Source organism: Ruegeria sp. P10 (assembly GCF_056534925.1).
The window spans coordinates 1-14618 of record NZ_JBQERJ010000007.1; the positions used below are offsets into that span (position 1 = coordinate 1).

General features: G+C 58.0%; 13 protein-coding genes. 5 read left to right on the top strand and 8 right to left on the bottom strand.

The features are described 5' to 3' along the window. Nucleotides 1–128: 128 nt before the first annotated feature. The 6 genes from ACR0FB_RS12725 to ACR0FB_RS12750 form a co-directional block, all read right to left on the bottom strand. The gene (locus ACR0FB_RS12725) at nucleotides 129–1532 is read right to left on the bottom strand and encodes an NAD(P)/FAD-dependent oxidoreductase (RefSeq protein ID WP_171636284.1); all 1404 of its coding nucleotides are present in this window, start codon (nucleotides 1530–1532) and stop codon (nucleotides 129–131) included. Between the two features lie 37 nt (nucleotides 1533–1569). Then, the gene (locus tag ACR0FB_RS12730) at nucleotides 1570–1956 is read right to left on the bottom strand and encodes a nuclear transport factor 2 family protein (RefSeq protein WP_209835032.1); all 387 of its coding nucleotides are present in this window, start codon (nucleotides 1954–1956) and stop codon (nucleotides 1570–1572) included. Between the two features lie 26 nt (nucleotides 1957–1982). Continuing rightward, the gene (locus ACR0FB_RS12735; protein ID WP_480621112.1) at nucleotides 1983–2477 is read right to left on the bottom strand and encodes a universal stress protein; all 495 of its coding nucleotides are present in this window, start codon (nucleotides 2475–2477) and stop codon (nucleotides 1983–1985) included. A 17-nt stretch (nucleotides 2478–2494) separates the two neighbouring features. Then, on the bottom strand, nucleotides 2495–3835 hold the full coding sequence (locus tag ACR0FB_RS12740; RefSeq protein WP_171117920.1) for a TRAP transporter large permease: 1341 nt from the start codon (nucleotides 3833–3835) through the stop codon (nucleotides 2495–2497). A 17-nt stretch (nucleotides 3836–3852) separates the two neighbouring features. Further along, complete coding sequence (locus ACR0FB_RS12745; protein ID WP_480488884.1) at nucleotides 3853–4389, bottom strand: TRAP transporter small permease; 537 nt, start codon at nucleotides 4387–4389, stop codon at nucleotides 3853–3855. Between the two features lie 67 nt (nucleotides 4390–4456). Next, nucleotides 4457–5473, bottom strand: a complete 1017-nt coding sequence (locus ACR0FB_RS12750; RefSeq protein WP_171636290.1) for a TRAP transporter substrate-binding protein — start codon at nucleotides 5471–5473, stop codon at nucleotides 4457–4459. Nucleotides 5474–5630: 157 nt separating this feature from the next. On the opposite strand from ACR0FB_RS12750, the gene ACR0FB_RS12755 reads away from it, so the two are divergent. Beyond that, nucleotides 5631–6557 carry a LysR family transcriptional regulator gene (locus ACR0FB_RS12755; RefSeq protein WP_480488880.1) on the top strand — a complete coding sequence of 309 codons (927 nt, stop codon included), beginning with the start codon at nucleotides 5631–5633 and terminating at the stop codon, nucleotides 6555–6557. Between the two features lie 80 nt (nucleotides 6558–6637). On the opposite strand, the gene ACR0FB_RS12760 is transcribed toward ACR0FB_RS12755, so the two are convergent. Next, the gene (locus ACR0FB_RS12760; RefSeq protein ID WP_171117928.1) at nucleotides 6638–6982 is read right to left on the bottom strand and encodes a RidA family protein; all 345 of its coding nucleotides are present in this window, start codon (nucleotides 6980–6982) and stop codon (nucleotides 6638–6640) included. A gap of 450 nt (nucleotides 6983–7432) precedes the next feature. On the opposite strand from ACR0FB_RS12760, the gene ACR0FB_RS12765 reads away from it, so the two are divergent. Both ACR0FB_RS12765 and ACR0FB_RS12770 read left to right on the top strand, forming a co-directional pair. Then, a complete protein-coding gene (locus ACR0FB_RS12765) occupies nucleotides 7433–9472 on the top strand; it encodes an oxidoreductase (RefSeq protein WP_480621109.1) in 2040 nt (679 codons plus the stop codon). Between the two features lie 86 nt (nucleotides 9473–9558). Beyond that, nucleotides 9559–11577, top strand: a complete 2019-nt coding sequence (locus ACR0FB_RS12770) for a CocE/NonD family hydrolase (protein ID WP_480621107.1) — start codon at nucleotides 9559–9561, stop codon at nucleotides 11575–11577. A gap of 131 nt (nucleotides 11578–11708) precedes the next feature. Here the strand turns inward: ACR0FB_RS12770 and ACR0FB_RS12775 are convergent, their stop codons facing one another. Then, nucleotides 11709–12170 carry an Lrp/AsnC family transcriptional regulator gene (locus ACR0FB_RS12775; RefSeq protein ID WP_171636299.1) on the bottom strand — a complete coding sequence of 154 codons (462 nt, stop codon included), beginning with the start codon at nucleotides 12168–12170 and terminating at the stop codon, nucleotides 11709–11711. A 109-nt stretch (nucleotides 12171–12279) separates the two neighbouring features. On the opposite strand from ACR0FB_RS12775, the gene ACR0FB_RS12780 reads away from it, so the two are divergent. Together ACR0FB_RS12780 and ACR0FB_RS12785 are read left to right on the top strand one after the other, a co-directional pair. Beyond that, nucleotides 12280–13422, top strand: a complete 1143-nt coding sequence (locus tag ACR0FB_RS12780; protein WP_480621104.1) for an amidohydrolase — start codon at nucleotides 12280–12282, stop codon at nucleotides 13420–13422. A gap of 14 nt (nucleotides 13423–13436) precedes the next feature. Beyond that, nucleotides 13437–14609, top strand: coding sequence for a diaminopropionate ammonia-lyase (locus tag ACR0FB_RS12785; protein ID WP_480621102.1), 1173 nt, complete (start codon nucleotides 13437–13439; stop codon nucleotides 14607–14609). Nucleotides 14610–14618 lie beyond the last annotated feature (9 nt).

The following is a 14618-nucleotide window of genomic DNA, read 5'->3' on the forward strand; positions in this document are numbered from 1 at the left end:
CGCAGATCCAATGATCCCGAACGCATGCTCAATCCCGTGCATCTGCAAAACCTTAACAAAGGCCTCTTCCGTCGTCATTTTCATAAGGGTGTTTCCTTATCCTTTCAGGGCGCCGAAGCCCCTGTGAGTTACAGTATTTCGTCTTTGAGGTAGTAGCCGACATACGCCATGCGCTGTCCCAGTCGGCGGAAAGGCGTCAGAATGCCGTGGCTGGGCAGCGGGGACGTGAAGATCGGTAGTTCAAACGCCTTGTCTTTCTTACCCGCGATCAGCTGTGCCATACGACGCCCGGCCTGAGCCGAGTACATCACGCCGTTGCCACCGTATCCCATCGCGTAGAACACGCGCTGTTGCGGGTCCGGCTGGAAGATACGCGGCATCATATCATGGCTGACATCGACCCAGCCCCACCACGAGTAGTCGAGGTTGATATCCGTCAGCGCCGGGAACTTTCGGGCGAGACCCTTTTTCAGTAGCTCCAGATGTTTTTCGTTCTCGGCATCACGCCCTGTCACCGCGCTGCGGCTGCCGATCTGCATCCGATTGTCCGGCAGCAGGCGGTAATAGTGGCGCAGCGTACGCGTGTCGGTCAGGGGGGATTTGGTCTGAATGCCACACTCATCCAGTTCGGCCTGGGTAAGCGGCCGTGTCACCATCGAGTTGGACAGGATGGGCATCAGGCGGTGCTTTGTGCGCGTGTTCAGACCCGGCGGAGTATAGCCCGCGGTTGCCAAGGCCACCGTTTTGGCGCGGACGATGCCGCCCGGTGTGCGCAGGTGATGCACGCCGTTCTTCGTCTGCCATCCCATGACCGGGCTGCCGGTGTGAATTTTCACCCCCAGACGGCGCGCCATGTTGACGTAGCCGAAGGCCAGTTTACCCGCATGGATGCAGGTCCCGTCAGGTTCCCACATGGCACCTGCGGCCTCCATATCGCGCACGTGCTTTTCGTGAAGTTCTTCCCGAGAGAGAATCCGCGAACCATAGCCGAACACGTCGTTGAGCAGCTTGCTTTCTTTCTTGAGGGAGGGCATGACCTTGTCGCGATGCGCGATGTAGTAGTGGCCGCCTGGCTGCGGGTCGCAATCGATATCGTCCGACGCAATCAGATCGTTGAACAGCTGAAACGCTTCTGTGACCTCGGCATGCATGCGCTTGGCCACGTCCGTGCCCCAGCGCTGAATCCATTGCGACCGTTTCAGCCGTCCGGATGAGATCTGGGCCTGCCCGCCATTGCGGGTGGAGCAGCCCCAAGAGACTGTATTTGCTTCTAAAACAACGGCTTGAATGCCGTGTTCCTTGGCAAGATGAATGGCGGTGGACAGGCCGGTATACCCCGACCCGATCACCACCACATCCGCATCCATATCGCTGGACACAGGTCCATCATCGGCCGGAGGTGTTCCGGCCGTTCCAATCCAATATGTGGGCGCGTGGTCGCGATTGTGACCCGGACCCGCATCTATGATCGGGTCATATTTCGGGTCATAGCTGGCCTTGGGCCAGTGACGCGGGATGCTGTTATCCACCATTCTTGTTTTTCTCCGAGGCTGCGCGCAGGGCGGCGGATCAGGCTTTGAACATTGGACGCGTCTTTCGAAGCGCCTGTTTTACGACGATTTTACCGTCACGAACGGTGAACAGATCCGCACCTTCAGCTTCGATCCGCATACCGTTTGCGTCGGTTCCTGAGAAGGTCCACTCGGACACGGCACGATCACCGTGGACAAAATGGCTGTGATGGTCCCAATGGGCGTCTTTCATGCCTGCCCAGACGCCTGAAAACGCGGCGGCTATGGCTTCGGCACCTTCAACCTTGTTGCCGTATTTCTCGTCACCAGCCACGGTGTAGAACACGCAGTCGTCGGCGAAGTGGGTCATTACGCCGTCGATGTCATGGCGGTTGAACGCGTCAAACGTGTCCGCCAGGTCCTGCGCGGTCAGAGTTTTGCTCATTTTGTACTTCCTTGTCAGTGGGGTTGTTACGTTTCGTCCGGGTTCGGAACGATCAGTGTCGGTATCTTGGAGCGCCGCAAAACGCGTTTTGCGACGGTGCCCAGAAACGTATGCGAAAAGCCGTGATCATGCGCACCCAGCACGATCAGATCACAGCCCAGTTCGACCGAGCGGCGCAGGATCACTTCGGCCGGGTGGCCATCGGTGACTTCGACCGAGGTGATCTGATCGCGAATTTTTCCATCGCCGCCGTCGAACTGCGCCCAGAATTTGGCTTGCCGTTCGGCCAGAACCTTGCGCACCATCTCGTGACGACGCTCGATCGCGGTCTTGCGGGTTTCTTCATTCAGGATGAAGATCTCCATCGTGATCTTGGCATCGTCCGACAGTGGCTCATTCACATGCAGCACGTGAATTTCGGCCCCCGTGGCCTGCGCGATGCTGGCGGCATGGCGCATGGCGTGACCCGAGTTTTCGGACAGGTCAGTGGCAAAGAGGATGTTTGTGACCATCTGTTTCATGTCGTCATCCTTTCAGATCAGTAGCCAAACAGCCGTGGGAGCCACAGCGACAGTTCAGGGAAGAAGGCGATGATGAAGATCGCAATCGTGTTGGCGGCCGCAAAAGGCAGCGCACGCAATGAGATCTGTTCGATCGTGATGTTCGAGATACCCGAGGCGATGAACAGGTTTTCGCCCAGTGGTGGAGTCTGGAAACCGATACCCAGCGTGCAGACCATCACCACGCCAAAGTGGATCGGATCGATACCCACCGAATAAGCCACCGGCAGCATCACCGGAACCAGGATCAGGATGGTGGCCAGCGTCTCCATGAACATGCCGACGAACAGCAGGAAAAAGATGATCAGCGTCCAGATGACATAGAGGTTGTCCGTGAAGCTGAGCATCGAATCCGCGATGATCGCCGGGATCTGGTTTTCCACCAGCAGTCGGCCAAACACGGTCGCGGTGAACAGGATCAGCAGAACACGGCCCGTGAGCCAGGTGGTGGCCTCGAGCGACTGGAACAGCGACTGCCAGGTCAGTTCGCGGTAGATAACCACGCCCACGAACAGGGTGTAGAAAATCGCCACGATTGCCGCCTCGGTCGGAGTGAAGAAGCCGGTATAGATACCGCCCAGGATCACCAGCGGCGCCATCAGTGACCAGAAACCGCGATACATTTCGCAGCCCACGTGACGGATCGACCAACCTTCGGAAACGCCCTTGTAGCCGCGCTTTTTCGACATGAAGAAGTTCAGGATCAGCAGGCTGGTGGCGATCAGGAAGGCCGGGACGAATCCGGCAATGAACAGTTTCGAGATCGAAACCGACTGAAAGGTTCCGAACTTTTCCACGGCTTCCGGCGGCGGCGCCATGCCGAGCGCGGCAATGCCGAAGATCACCATCGGGATGGAGGGAGGAATGATAATCCCGAGGCCGCCAGAGGACGCAGTGATCGCCGAGGCATAGCCGCGCTCATAGCCGCGGTCGATCATCGCAGGGATCATCAGCATCCCAACGGCCGCGGTTGTTGCCGGGCCCGAGCCCGAAATGGCGCCGAAGAACAGACAAGCCATGACCGTTGCAGCCGAAATACCGCCGGTGAATGGACCGGCCAGGCTTTCAGCAACATTGATCAGGCGTTTCGAGATACCGGCGGCCTCCATCAGGGCCCCGGCAAGAATGAAGGCAGGCAACGCCATCAGGGGGAAAGCACCCACCGAGGTAAAGGCGATCTGCACGAATTTGATCGGGTTCTCGTCCAGGTAAAGGAATGAGACCAGCGATGCCACACCCAGCGCCACAGTGATCGGCGCACCAATGAGCAGCAGAAACAGGAAAGACCCAAACAGGATTGTGACGATTTCGGATTCCATGGTTTATCCCCCTGCCCTTAGGATTTCTTTGCTGCTTCAGTCGCAGCTTTGATTTCGTCGAGGTCGATCTGATCGGGATCGTGAATATCCTCGCCCTTGATAAGGCGGCGGTAATTCACCTGAATGATGCGGACGGTCATCAGCGCAAACGCGATGGGCAGCACCATGTAGACGTACTTCATCTCGATACCCAGGGTCTGGGATTTCCAGAACTTGTTCATCTTGTTGAAGACAAAATCCGTCGCCAGATACAGGAAGTAGACATTGAAGAAGAGCCAGAAGAGATCGGCGAAGGCTTCGATGTATTTGATCGACCCATCGGGCAGGAACTTGAACTGGAATGTCACGCGGTTATGCGCACCTTTCAGAGCGGCGTAACTTGCGCCGAAATAGACGAACCAGACGAACATGTAGACCGAGAGTTCCTCGATCCAGCTGACCGAAAAGCCGAAGATCTCGCGCGCGATGATCTGCACGAACAAAAGGCAGACGAAGCCGGATAAGAGGATCCGGCAGATGACACTTTCTATGTTGTCCAGAAATTTCCAGAACATGTGGTTTCACTCCTCCCTGAAGTGAGAAGAGCGCCGCAGCGCTCTTCCCGGTATCGCCGTGCGACGATTATTGCTGGACCGGCTCGCGGCCGATGGCTTCGAGAACTGCATTCAGTTTCTCGACACCACCAATGGACTCGTAGAATTGCGGCCATACAGCTTCGGTCGCCAGTTGAATGAACTCGGCTTCGTCGTTCTCGGGGTCGATGATTTCCATCCCCTTGGCCGTCAGCTCTTCCTTGATGGCTGCTTCCGAGTCCCGCAGGAACTGGGCCGAGACCTGAGTGGCTTCCTGCCCTGCTTCCAGGATCATCTGCTGTTCCTCTTCGGACAGGTCCTGGAACACGGCTTCCGAGATGATCAGTGGTTCGATCGAGAAGATGTAACGCAGGTTGGTGACGTGGTTCTGAACCTCATAGAACTTCATCGCATTGATCGTCAGGTAAGGGTTGTCCTGACCGTCAACCACTTTGGTCTGCAGGCCGGTGAAGGTTTCCGACCAGGCCATCGGGGTCGGGTTGATGCCCCATGCCTTGTAGGTTTCGATCATGATTTCGTTTTTGGGAACGCGAATGATCAGGTCCTGCAAATCCGCAACCGATTTGACCGGCTTCTTCGAGTTCGTCAGACGGCGGAAACCGGTATAGGTCCAGCCGATGATGCGCACACCGGCATCACGGATGGTGTTTTCGACCAGTTCCTGACCGATTGGACCCTGGGTCAGTTTTTCGGCATCTTCCAGGCTGAGGATCACGTAAGGCAGTGTGAAAACGCCGACCGAAGGCGAGAACGGCGTGATGTTGTTGATCGCCAGCAGCGACATATCCAGCGTGCCGATCGCCGCCTCGTTCACAGTGTCCTGCTCGGAACCGAGCTGACCGTTGAGGAACAGTGTCGCGGTGTGCTCACCACCTGATTTTTCTTCGAGCGCTTTTACGAACGCGAGCCCCAGCGCCTCTTGTGCGCTGCCCGCGCTGTCGCCGACAGCGATCTTGAAGTTCTTCGCCTCGGCCGTGCCTGCAACCATCAGTGCGGCAACGGAAACGGCTGCGCTGAAAGTGCCAAGCTTTTTGATAAATGACATGGATTTCCTCCCATATGTCGTGTTTCGAGGTGCGCGCTGACCTGGGGAGAAGGTGGCCAGTCCGATTCTACCTCGGCGACACGAAGCTAACTTGCCAACTTGGTTTCGTCGTTGTTAATATTTGCGCGAAAGGTTTCATAAATTTCAAACATACGATATGAGACAGAACAAACTTGATACCCGGATCGGCGACACGGACATCCGTCTGCTGCGCGTGTTCAAAACCGTCGCGGAAAGTGGTGGCATCACGGCCGCCGAGATCGAGCTGAACATCGGTAAATCGACGATCTCGAAACACTTGTCTGACCTGGAACTGAGGCTTGGCCTAAAGCTGTGCAACCGGGGGCCGGCAGGGTTTTCACTGACGGAAGACGGCGAAAAGGTGCTGGCCGCGGCAGAAGACCTGCTTATTTCCGTGGCGCAGTTCAGAACCGAGGTCAATGAAGTCAAACAACAACTGGCCGGCAGCATTCGCGTGGCTCTGTTCGATCAATGTACGACCAACCCGGAAGCCCAACTTGCCCGCACCATTCACAAGTTCAATGAGGCCGCACCGGCGGTTCACATCGAACTGTCGCTGGAACCCCCCAACGTGATCGAAACAATGGTCATCAGCGGGCAACTGGATGTCGGTATCATCGCTTTGCACAGACCATCGGCAAGCCTGGAATACACGCCGCTCTACGGGGAAAACATGTATTTGTACTGTGGGCAGGAACACCCCCTGTTTGACCGCTCGGATCCAGAGTTGAAACTGAGTGTTCTTCGCAAGTTCAACTACGCCGGCCTGCACGTGAACTCTCCGAACCTCATCGTTGGTCAACAACTGGGGTTTCGACGTGCGGCCAAAGTGCAGAACGAACAAGCCCTTGTCATTCTGATACTTTCAGGTCGCTACCTTGGGTTTCTTCCCGATCATCTGGCGCAGGAATTTGTCGAACATGGGCTTATGAAAAAGGTTCTGCCCAAAGAGATCAAATACAGAACCCGTTTCGCGGCCGTGGCCAGAAAACAACCTGCGCCAACACGCGTGGCCAAGCTGTTTCTGGAAACTCTGGTAAAGGTACATTCTCAGGTACAGTAGGAACGCGGGCAGGACGTCTTGTTTCCCAGACCCAAACCCGCCCACGCCTGAAATCAGCACACGGCGCAAGGCCGGGCGGATCAATCGCAGGCTGCGGTAACGATCATCTCGACCTTCAGAACATCACGGGCCAGTTTCGCCTCGCCGCAGGCGCGGGCCGGGGCGTGGCCCTCTGGCACCCAGGCATCCCAGACCGCGTTCATTTCGGCAAAGTCGGCCATGTCCGACAGCCAGATCACGCATTGCAGGATACGCGTCTTGTCGCTGCCAGCCTTGGCCAGAAGGTCCTCGATCTTGGCAAGGATGTCACGGGTTTGATCGGCAACGGTTGCGGCATCGGAAACCTGACCGCACAGATAGGCGGTTCCGTTATGTTTGACGATGCGGCTCATGCGCTTGCCGGTCTCGATCCGAGTGATGGTCACGACTGCTGTCTCCTGTCACGAAAGGTATGTTCCAGTTGGGCGATAGAGCGAAACGACGCCAACCGCCAGCCCAGACCTTCAATCATCGAAAAATTGCCAGCCTGCCGCGCGGGAGTTTTCAGCCTAACAGCACGCTTATGTCCGGTGCGCGGCGACGGGATAAGCGGTTGCCAGCGCCTTGCGGACAGGTCGTTTTCACTGATGCCTTTTCCTTCCTGTCTTACCCACCTCGGCCAACGTATTCGGTAAAACATGACGGCCTTGGTTCACAAGGCGTTTGACGGAGGTTTCCCAGTCTGCTTTCAATCGGTCAAGAGCTTCTCCGCTCGCCCCAATATCGGAGCGCCATATGCCACCCGGCACTGCCGAAACACTGCTTTTTGCATGTCCGATGCAGGACAGCGAAGTTGGTCGACTGACGTCAATGGTTCCAACAAAGGACGGGTGGTCATGACCCGCGATGTGCTGCTGCAACCCTATCAGCTGAAGCATCTGACGCTGAAGAACAGGATCATGACGACCAGTCACGAACCCGCCTACCCCGAAGACGGTATGCCGAAAGAGCGTTACCGCGCCTATCATGAGATGCGCGCGAAAGCTGGGGTCGCGATGACCATGACGGCGGGTTCCGCCACCGTCAGTCGCGACAGCCCACCGGTGTTCAACAACATCCTTGCCTACAAGGACGAGGTGGTGCGCTGGATGGCTGAATTGACGGATGCCTGCCATGCTCATGGTTGCGCGGTCATGATCCAGTTGACCCATCTGGGGCGGCGCACGGGTTGGAACAAGGGCGATTGGCTGCCGTCGGTCTCTTCTTCGCATTATCGTGAACCGGCCCACCGGGCCTTTGCCAAGAAGATGGAAGACCATGATGTCGAACGGATCGTAAGCGACTACGCCGATGCAGCCGAGCGTATGAAGGCCGCGGGTCTCGACGGAATCGAATTGCAAGCCTATGGCCACCTGATCGATCAGTTCTGGTCACCACTCACCAATACGATGGACGCGCCCTATGGCGGCAGTTTCGACAATCGGTTGCGGTTTGGCTTCATGGTTCTGGATGCAATCCGCAACCGTGTCGGGCAGGATTTCATCGTTGGCGTCCGCTATACCGCGGATGAAGTCGAAAAAGGCGGCATCACCGAAGAAGACGGGCTGGAAATCGCCCGAAGGCTGCGCGACAGCGGTCAGGTCGATTTCCTGAACGTCATCCGCGGGCGCATTCATACGGATCCGGCCATGACGGATGTGATCCCGGTACAGGGCATGAAAAGTGCGCCTCATCTGGATTTTGCCGGGCGCGTACGAGCCGAAATCGGGATGCCGACCTTTCATGCATCGCGCATTCCCGATGTGGCAACCGCACGACATGCCGTGGCCTCGGGGTTGTTGGATATGGTCGGCATGACCCGCGCGCATATGGCCGACCCGATGATCGTGTCCAAGATCCGGGCCGGTCAGGAGGATGACATCCGCCCCTGCGTCGGTGCAACCTACTGCCTGGACCGAATTTATCAGGCGGGTGAAGCCCTTTGCATTCACAACCCCGCTACCGGGCGCGAATTGTCGATGCCGCATGTGATCCCCGCAGCCAAATCCCGCCGCCGGGCGGTCGTCGTCGGCGCAGGGCCCGGAGGGCTTGAAGCCGCGCGGGTCGCGGCAGAGCGCGGGCATGACGTTACCGTTCTGGAAGCGGCCCCTGAACCCGGAGGTCAGGTGCGTCTGGCCGCGCAATCCCGACGCCGGGCCGAGATGATCGGGATCATCGACTGGCGCATGGCGCAATGTGCTGCGCGCGACGTCAGGTTTCAGTTCAACACGTTTGCAGAGGCGGAGAACGTAACAACCTTTGCCCCGGATATGGTCGTGATTGCAACCGGAGGCTTGCCCGAGACGACAATATTGGAAACCGGCAACGATCTGGCGGTTTCGGCCTGGGACATCCTGTCGGCAGACGTGCAACCGGGCGAAAATGTCCTGATCTACGATGATGCGGGCGACCACCCGGCCCTGATGGCGGCCGAGGTCATCGCCTGGTCCGGTGCGCGGGTTGAGATCATGACCCGCGACCGCAGCTTTGCGCCCGAGATCATGGGCATGAATCTGGTGCCATATATGCGTGCGCTGCAAAAAACGGGGGCGGTGTTCACCGTTACCCGAACGCTGAAATCGCTGGTTCGCTCAGGCAATCAACTGGAAGCGGCGATTGGAACGGATTACTCGAAACTTGTTGAAAAGCGCGTGTATGATCAGGTCATTGTCAATCAGGGCACCTTGCCTCTGGATGATCTCTATTTCCAACTCAAGCCGCTTTCGCGAAATCGTGGCCGTGTGGATCACGACGCTCTTGTCGCCAATTCGGGTGACGTGTTTCCGCAGGTGAACCCGAATGCCGGTTTTGATCTTTACCGGATCGGAGACGCCGTTTCTTCGCGCAACATACACGCGGCAGTCTATGACGCGCTGCGCCTAGGCCTTCGGTGGTGACGCCATCTGAGAATGCGTTGAACACGTACAGCCGATTGCCCGCACGGCATGAAACCCCTTATGCGCCCGAACGAAAAGGACCGGACATGAGCAATATTGAGGTCATCGAGACTGTTTGGATACCGCTGCCTGACGGCACGAAACTTGCGGCGCGCCTGTGGCTGCCGGAAAGCGCGAACAACGCCCCTGTGCCCTGTATCGTGGAATACATCCCCTATCGCCGCCGGGACAGGACACGCATGCGGGATGAAAGCATGCATCCGCAGTTTGCCGCCGCCGGTTACGCGTCGATCCGCGTTGATATCCGAGGCTACGGCGACAGTGATGGTGTTTCCGAAGATGAGTATTCGCATCAGGAGATTCAGGACGGTCACGACCTCATCCAGTGGATCGCCGATCAGGACTGGTGCGATGGGAACGTCGGAATGTTCGGCAAAAGCTGGGGCGCATATAACGCGTTCCAAGTGGCGGCGACGCGCCCTGCGGCGTTGAAGGCGATCGCACCGGTGATGGGCACAGACAACCGGTGGCGCGAGGACATCCACTTTTACGGCGGATGTCTAGCCAACGACAATTTCTGGTGGGGCTCGATCATGCAGCTGTACAACGCCATGCCACCAGACCCAGAGATTGTCGGCCCGGACCGCTGGCTTGACATGTGGCGCGAGCGGTTGGAAGGCGCCGCGTTCTGGCCGGCCATGTGGCTGGAACACCAGACCCATGACGAGATGTGGCGGCGCGGTTCGATCTGCGAGAACTATGCCGACGTGGATATACCGGTCTACTTTTTCGGCGGCTGGATGGATCTATACCGCGATACCCCATTCCGCATTGCCGAACACCTCAGCGGACCGGTCAAGATCCTGATGGGGCCCTGGGCGCATCTTTACCCGCATGAAGGGGTGCCCGGCCCCAAGGCTGATTTCGTCGGCGAGGTCATCCGGTTCTGGGATCACTGGCTGAAGGGAAAAGACACAGGGTTGATGGACGAACCACCCTTGCGTTTTTTCCTTCAAGACAGCGCAGCGCCGACCGGAACGCATCTGGAACGCACGGGGCGCTGGGTCGAAGAGCCGAGCTGGCCGTCACCGAATATCACCAACACGTCCCTGTGGCTGAATCATCTGACGCTTGAGGCAGACCCCGTTTCCGCGGCAGAGCTTGCGATTTGCTCGCCGCAAAGCTTTGGGGCGGCCGCAGGTGATATGTGCTCTTTCGCCATTCCCGGAGACATGGCGGCAGATTGCCGGATCGACGCCGCCGGCGCGTTGCAGTTCAAAGCGGCGCCACTTGAAGACGCACTTGATATCCTGGGGCAACCATCGGTCGATCTGAAGGTGTCAGCAGATCAGACTCAGGGCTTTGTCGTTGTATTGCTGGTGGACGAAGCCCCGAACGGTGCGCAGACGCTGATTGCCAGGGGATTCTGCAACCTCAACCACCGGATCAGCGATACAGAACCCACGCCGATCACACCCGGGGAAGAGATGGCTGTTACCGTCTCGATGTATGGAACAGGATATCGGGTTCCGTCAGGTCATCGCATCGTTTTGCAGATCGCTTCGGCTTACTGGCCGGTACTCTGGCCCGCCCCCGAACCTGTGACACTTACAATCCGCCCGGGTCAATCTCATTTGCACTTGCCCATCCGCAACCCAGGCGTTGACACAACCGAACCCCGCCCGCTGCCGGAACCATCGGCTTCCGGTGAGGCCGCAAGAAAGACCAAGGTGCGCTCGGGCTCGATGGAACGCTCGGTCCACACGGACCTGACCAATGGCAAGGTGACACACAGGTTTTTTCTGGACGGGGGCGTCTTCGGGCCGGTGGGTGATTTCCGCCTGGACGATATTGGGACGGTGCTCAGCGACGTGTCGGATCGAAGATATTCAATCCATCCGGGTGACCCGCTTTCTGCTGTTGCCACGATGGAGCAGACCGCCGGTTTCGACCGTGAGGACTGGTCGGCCAGGATATGGACCTATTCCCAACAACGGGCAACGGCCACCGAGTTTCATTTGATCTCGCGCCTGAAGGCATGGTCAGGGGAGGAGCTGATCTTTGAGGAAGAGAAAGCGCATGTCATTCCGCGCAATGGAATGTAGTTGAAAACACGTTGGAAAAATTGCGTTGAGACCCGTGACGGGACTTGCCTTCGCAGTCCTGTCAACCCAACCGAATGGTCCAGACTTGCGCGGACATGTCTGGACGGTCCTGTCGTTGCACCATGTGCCGGTCAGAACCCCAAAGCACTGCCGGATTTGATGGTATCCATGGAAACGAAGGTTCTGAACTTTCTAATATTGCCGTTTTCAAAGAACATCCTGCGGGTGAAATCTTCGTAAACCGCCATGCTTTCGACGACCACGACAACCATGAAATCAACCTCTCCGGTCACGTAAAAGCATTGCTGGACTTCCGGAGCATTCAGCAGGGTTTTCTTGACGGCATCGATCTCGTCCGGGGTTTCACTGACCAGTTCAAGTTCAACGAAGATGGTAAGTTGAAGACCTACGGCCGCCGGGTCAACGACGGCCACATTGGCTCGAATCACGCCCTCGGCCTCCATCCGGCGGATACGGCGCTGCACCGAGGGTGCGGACAGATTTACGGCCTCGCCAATCTTGTGCTGCGTGGTTCTGTTGTCTTGTTGCAGAATCCGCAGGATCGCGCGGTCGAAGTCATCCAATTGCGTCATGTGAAAGAAACTTGCATGGCTTGCCACTAACTAGAGCCCTTTTCTCAGGTCACTTGCAATAAACTTGTTTCTCACATGTGAAGCAACACGTCGAAGGGGAAGTTTTGCCGTGACAGCATTGACAGAACGCCTGCGTGCGTTGCGCCATGAGTTTCATCGCAACCCCGAGCTTGGGTTTCAGGAAGTCTGGACCAAGAACCGGATTGCCGGGCATCTGCGCAACCTAGGCATCGAGGTGTTTGAAGGGGTCGGTGTCGTGGGCGTCTTGAAGGCGGGCAATGGCAATCGCGCCATTGGGCTGCGCGCGGATTTCGACGCGCTCCCGATTACCGAGGTCAATACGTTTGCGCACAAGTCGCAGAACGAAGGTGTCATGCATGCCTGTGGACATGATGGCCACACGGTGATGCTGCTTGGGGCCGCCGAATTGCTGGCCAAGGATCCGACGTTTGACGGCACGGTTGTCTTTCTGTTCCAGCCCAATGAAGAGCATGGGCTTGGGGCAATAGCGATGATCGATGAGGGCGTTTTGCGGACCTTCCCGATTGATGAGGTTTACGGCGCGCACAATCTTCCGGGTGAGCCTGTCGGGCGGGTTTCCACCCGCGCCGGTGTCATCTGTTGCAGTGAAAGCCTGTTTGAAATCACGCTTTCCGGTCAAGGCGGTCATGCCTCGATGCCCCATGTCGGGCGCGAAACGATCACGCCTGCGGCGGAACTTGTATTGGCCCTGCAAACCATCGTTTCACGCAAGCTTGCACCTTCATCCGGCGCCGTGGTGTCGGTGACCGAGTTCACCACCGACGGGCAGCGCAATGTCCTTCCGGGGCGTACTGTTCTGAAAGGTGACGCGCGGGCCATGTCACCGGCAGACCGCAAGCTGATCGAACGCACCATGCGCCAGATCGCAGGCGGTGTGGCCGAAAGCCATGGCGTCGAGGTGAGTGTGGATTTCCGTACCGCATTCATCGAGGCAAACAATGATGCCGATGCCGCATCGCATGTCGTTGCAGCGGCTTCGGCCATGGGTCTTGAGGTGGACGGAGACCGCTCTGCCATGTCTTTCTCGGAAGATTTTGCTGAATTTGCCGCCGTTGTGCCCGGGTGTTTCCTGCTTATCGGCAACGGGACCGAAGGATCAAACGGCCGTCCGCTGCACTCGGCTGATTACGATTTCAACGACGCACTGCTCCCGCTGGGTGCAGAACTCTGGGCAGAGCTGGTACGGCAGCGCCTGCCGCTGACCCCCTGACAGGATACACGACCATGACAGAAATCATCGCCCATCAGGCAGGCAGGCCGAGCTTTGGCCCCGCTGCCGAAACCGTTTTGACACAACAGGATTTCGATCGCGCAGCAAGGGAAATCACCCAATGGGAGGGGTATGCCCCAACGCCTCTGCATTCTTTGCCATCGTTGGCAGCCGAGATCGGAGTCGCGGAAGTCCACTACAAGGATGAAGGTCCCCGGTTTGGTCTTGGAAGTTTCAAGGCCTTGGGGGGGGCCTTTGCCGCCTTGCGTGTTCTGCAACGCGAAATATCGCGCCGGACCGGTCAGGACGTGTCATTGGAAGATATCCGTACTGGCCGCTGCGCCGACATGGTTGCCAGTATCACGCTTGTTTCGGCAACCGATGGCAACCACGGTCGGTCGCTCGCATGGGGGTGCAAGCGGTTCGGCGCGCCGTGCCGGATCTACATTCACGCCGAAGTCAGTGAAGGCCGCGCGCAGGCCATGCGCGAACTCGGGGCCGACGTCGTGCGCATCGATGGAGACTATGACGCCTCGGTGGATCAGTGTCGGCGGGAAGCCGACGAGAACGGCTGGTTCGTGGTTTCGGACACATCCTGGCCAGGCTACACCGACCCGCCGCGCGACGTGATGTCGGGCTATGGTGTCATGGTCAAAGAAGTCGTGGATGTAATGGACGCGGCACCGACGCATGTCTTTCTGCAAGGTGGAGTTGGAGGGCTTGCCGCGGCAGTTGCGGCAGCATTGCGTCAGGCCTGGGGTGATGCCGCGCCGCGCGTCGTGGTCGTGGAACCGCATCTGGCGGCGTGTTTGTTCGAAAGCGCAAGGCAGGGGCAAGCCGCGTCCGTAGATATCGATGAAGAGACCATCATGGCGGGTTTGTCCTGCGGGGTGCCGTCACCGATGGCGTGGGAGGTTTTGCGCAGCGAAGCCTCGGACTTTCTGACAATCGACGATCAGCTGATACCGCCCACCGTCCGTCGCCTGGCGCGTCCGCATGGTAGTGATCCGGCGATCGAAGCCGGAGAGAGCGGCGTTGCCGGATTGGCCGCATTGATCGAAGCGGCCAATAACCCCGAGCTTTTCCAGAAGCTTGGATTGACGCCGCAGTCTCGGGTTTTGACGATCGGCTCTGAAGGCGTGACGGATCCCGATATCTATGCCCGGATCATGCAAGGCGACGTGTAACTCAGCCGC

What these genes read in the sequence shown, in the direction of transcription:
- ACR0FB_RS12725 (WP_171636284.1), bottom strand. Translation starts at nt 1,532, where the DNA reads ATGGTGGATAACAGCATCCCGCGTCACTGGCCCAAGGCCAGCTATGAC.
- ACR0FB_RS12730 (WP_209835032.1), bottom strand. Translation starts at nt 1,956, where the DNA reads ATGAGCAAAACTCTGACCGCGCAGGACCTGGCGGACACGTTTGACGCG.
- ACR0FB_RS12735 (WP_480621112.1), bottom strand. Translation starts at nt 2,477, where the DNA reads ATGAAACAGATGGTCACAAACATCCTCTTTGCCACTGACCTGTCCGAA.
- ACR0FB_RS12740 (WP_171117920.1), bottom strand. Translation starts at nt 3,835, where the DNA reads ATGGAATCCGAAATCGTCACAATCCTGTTTGGGTCTTTCCTGTTTCTG.
- ACR0FB_RS12745 (WP_480488884.1), bottom strand. Translation starts at nt 4,389, where the DNA reads ATGTTCTGGAAATTTCTGGACAACATAGAAAGTGTCATCTGCCGGATC.
- ACR0FB_RS12750 (WP_171636290.1), bottom strand. Translation starts at nt 5,473, where the DNA reads ATGTCATTTATCAAAAAGCTTGGCACTTTCAGCGCAGCCGTTTCCGTT.
- ACR0FB_RS12755 (WP_480488880.1), top strand. Translation starts at nt 5,631, where the DNA reads ATGAGACAGAACAAACTTGATACCCGGATCGGCGACACGGACATCCGT.
- ACR0FB_RS12765 (WP_480621109.1), top strand. Translation starts at nt 7,433, where the DNA reads ATGACCCGCGATGTGCTGCTGCAACCCTATCAGCTGAAGCATCTGACG.
- ACR0FB_RS12770 (WP_480621107.1), top strand. Translation starts at nt 9,559, where the DNA reads ATGAGCAATATTGAGGTCATCGAGACTGTTTGGATACCGCTGCCTGAC.
- ACR0FB_RS12775 (WP_171636299.1), bottom strand. Translation starts at nt 12,170, where the DNA reads ATGACGCAATTGGATGACTTCGACCGCGCGATCCTGCGGATTCTGCAA.
- ACR0FB_RS12785 (WP_480621102.1), top strand. Translation starts at nt 13,437, where the DNA reads ATGACAGAAATCATCGCCCATCAGGCAGGCAGGCCGAGCTTTGGCCCC.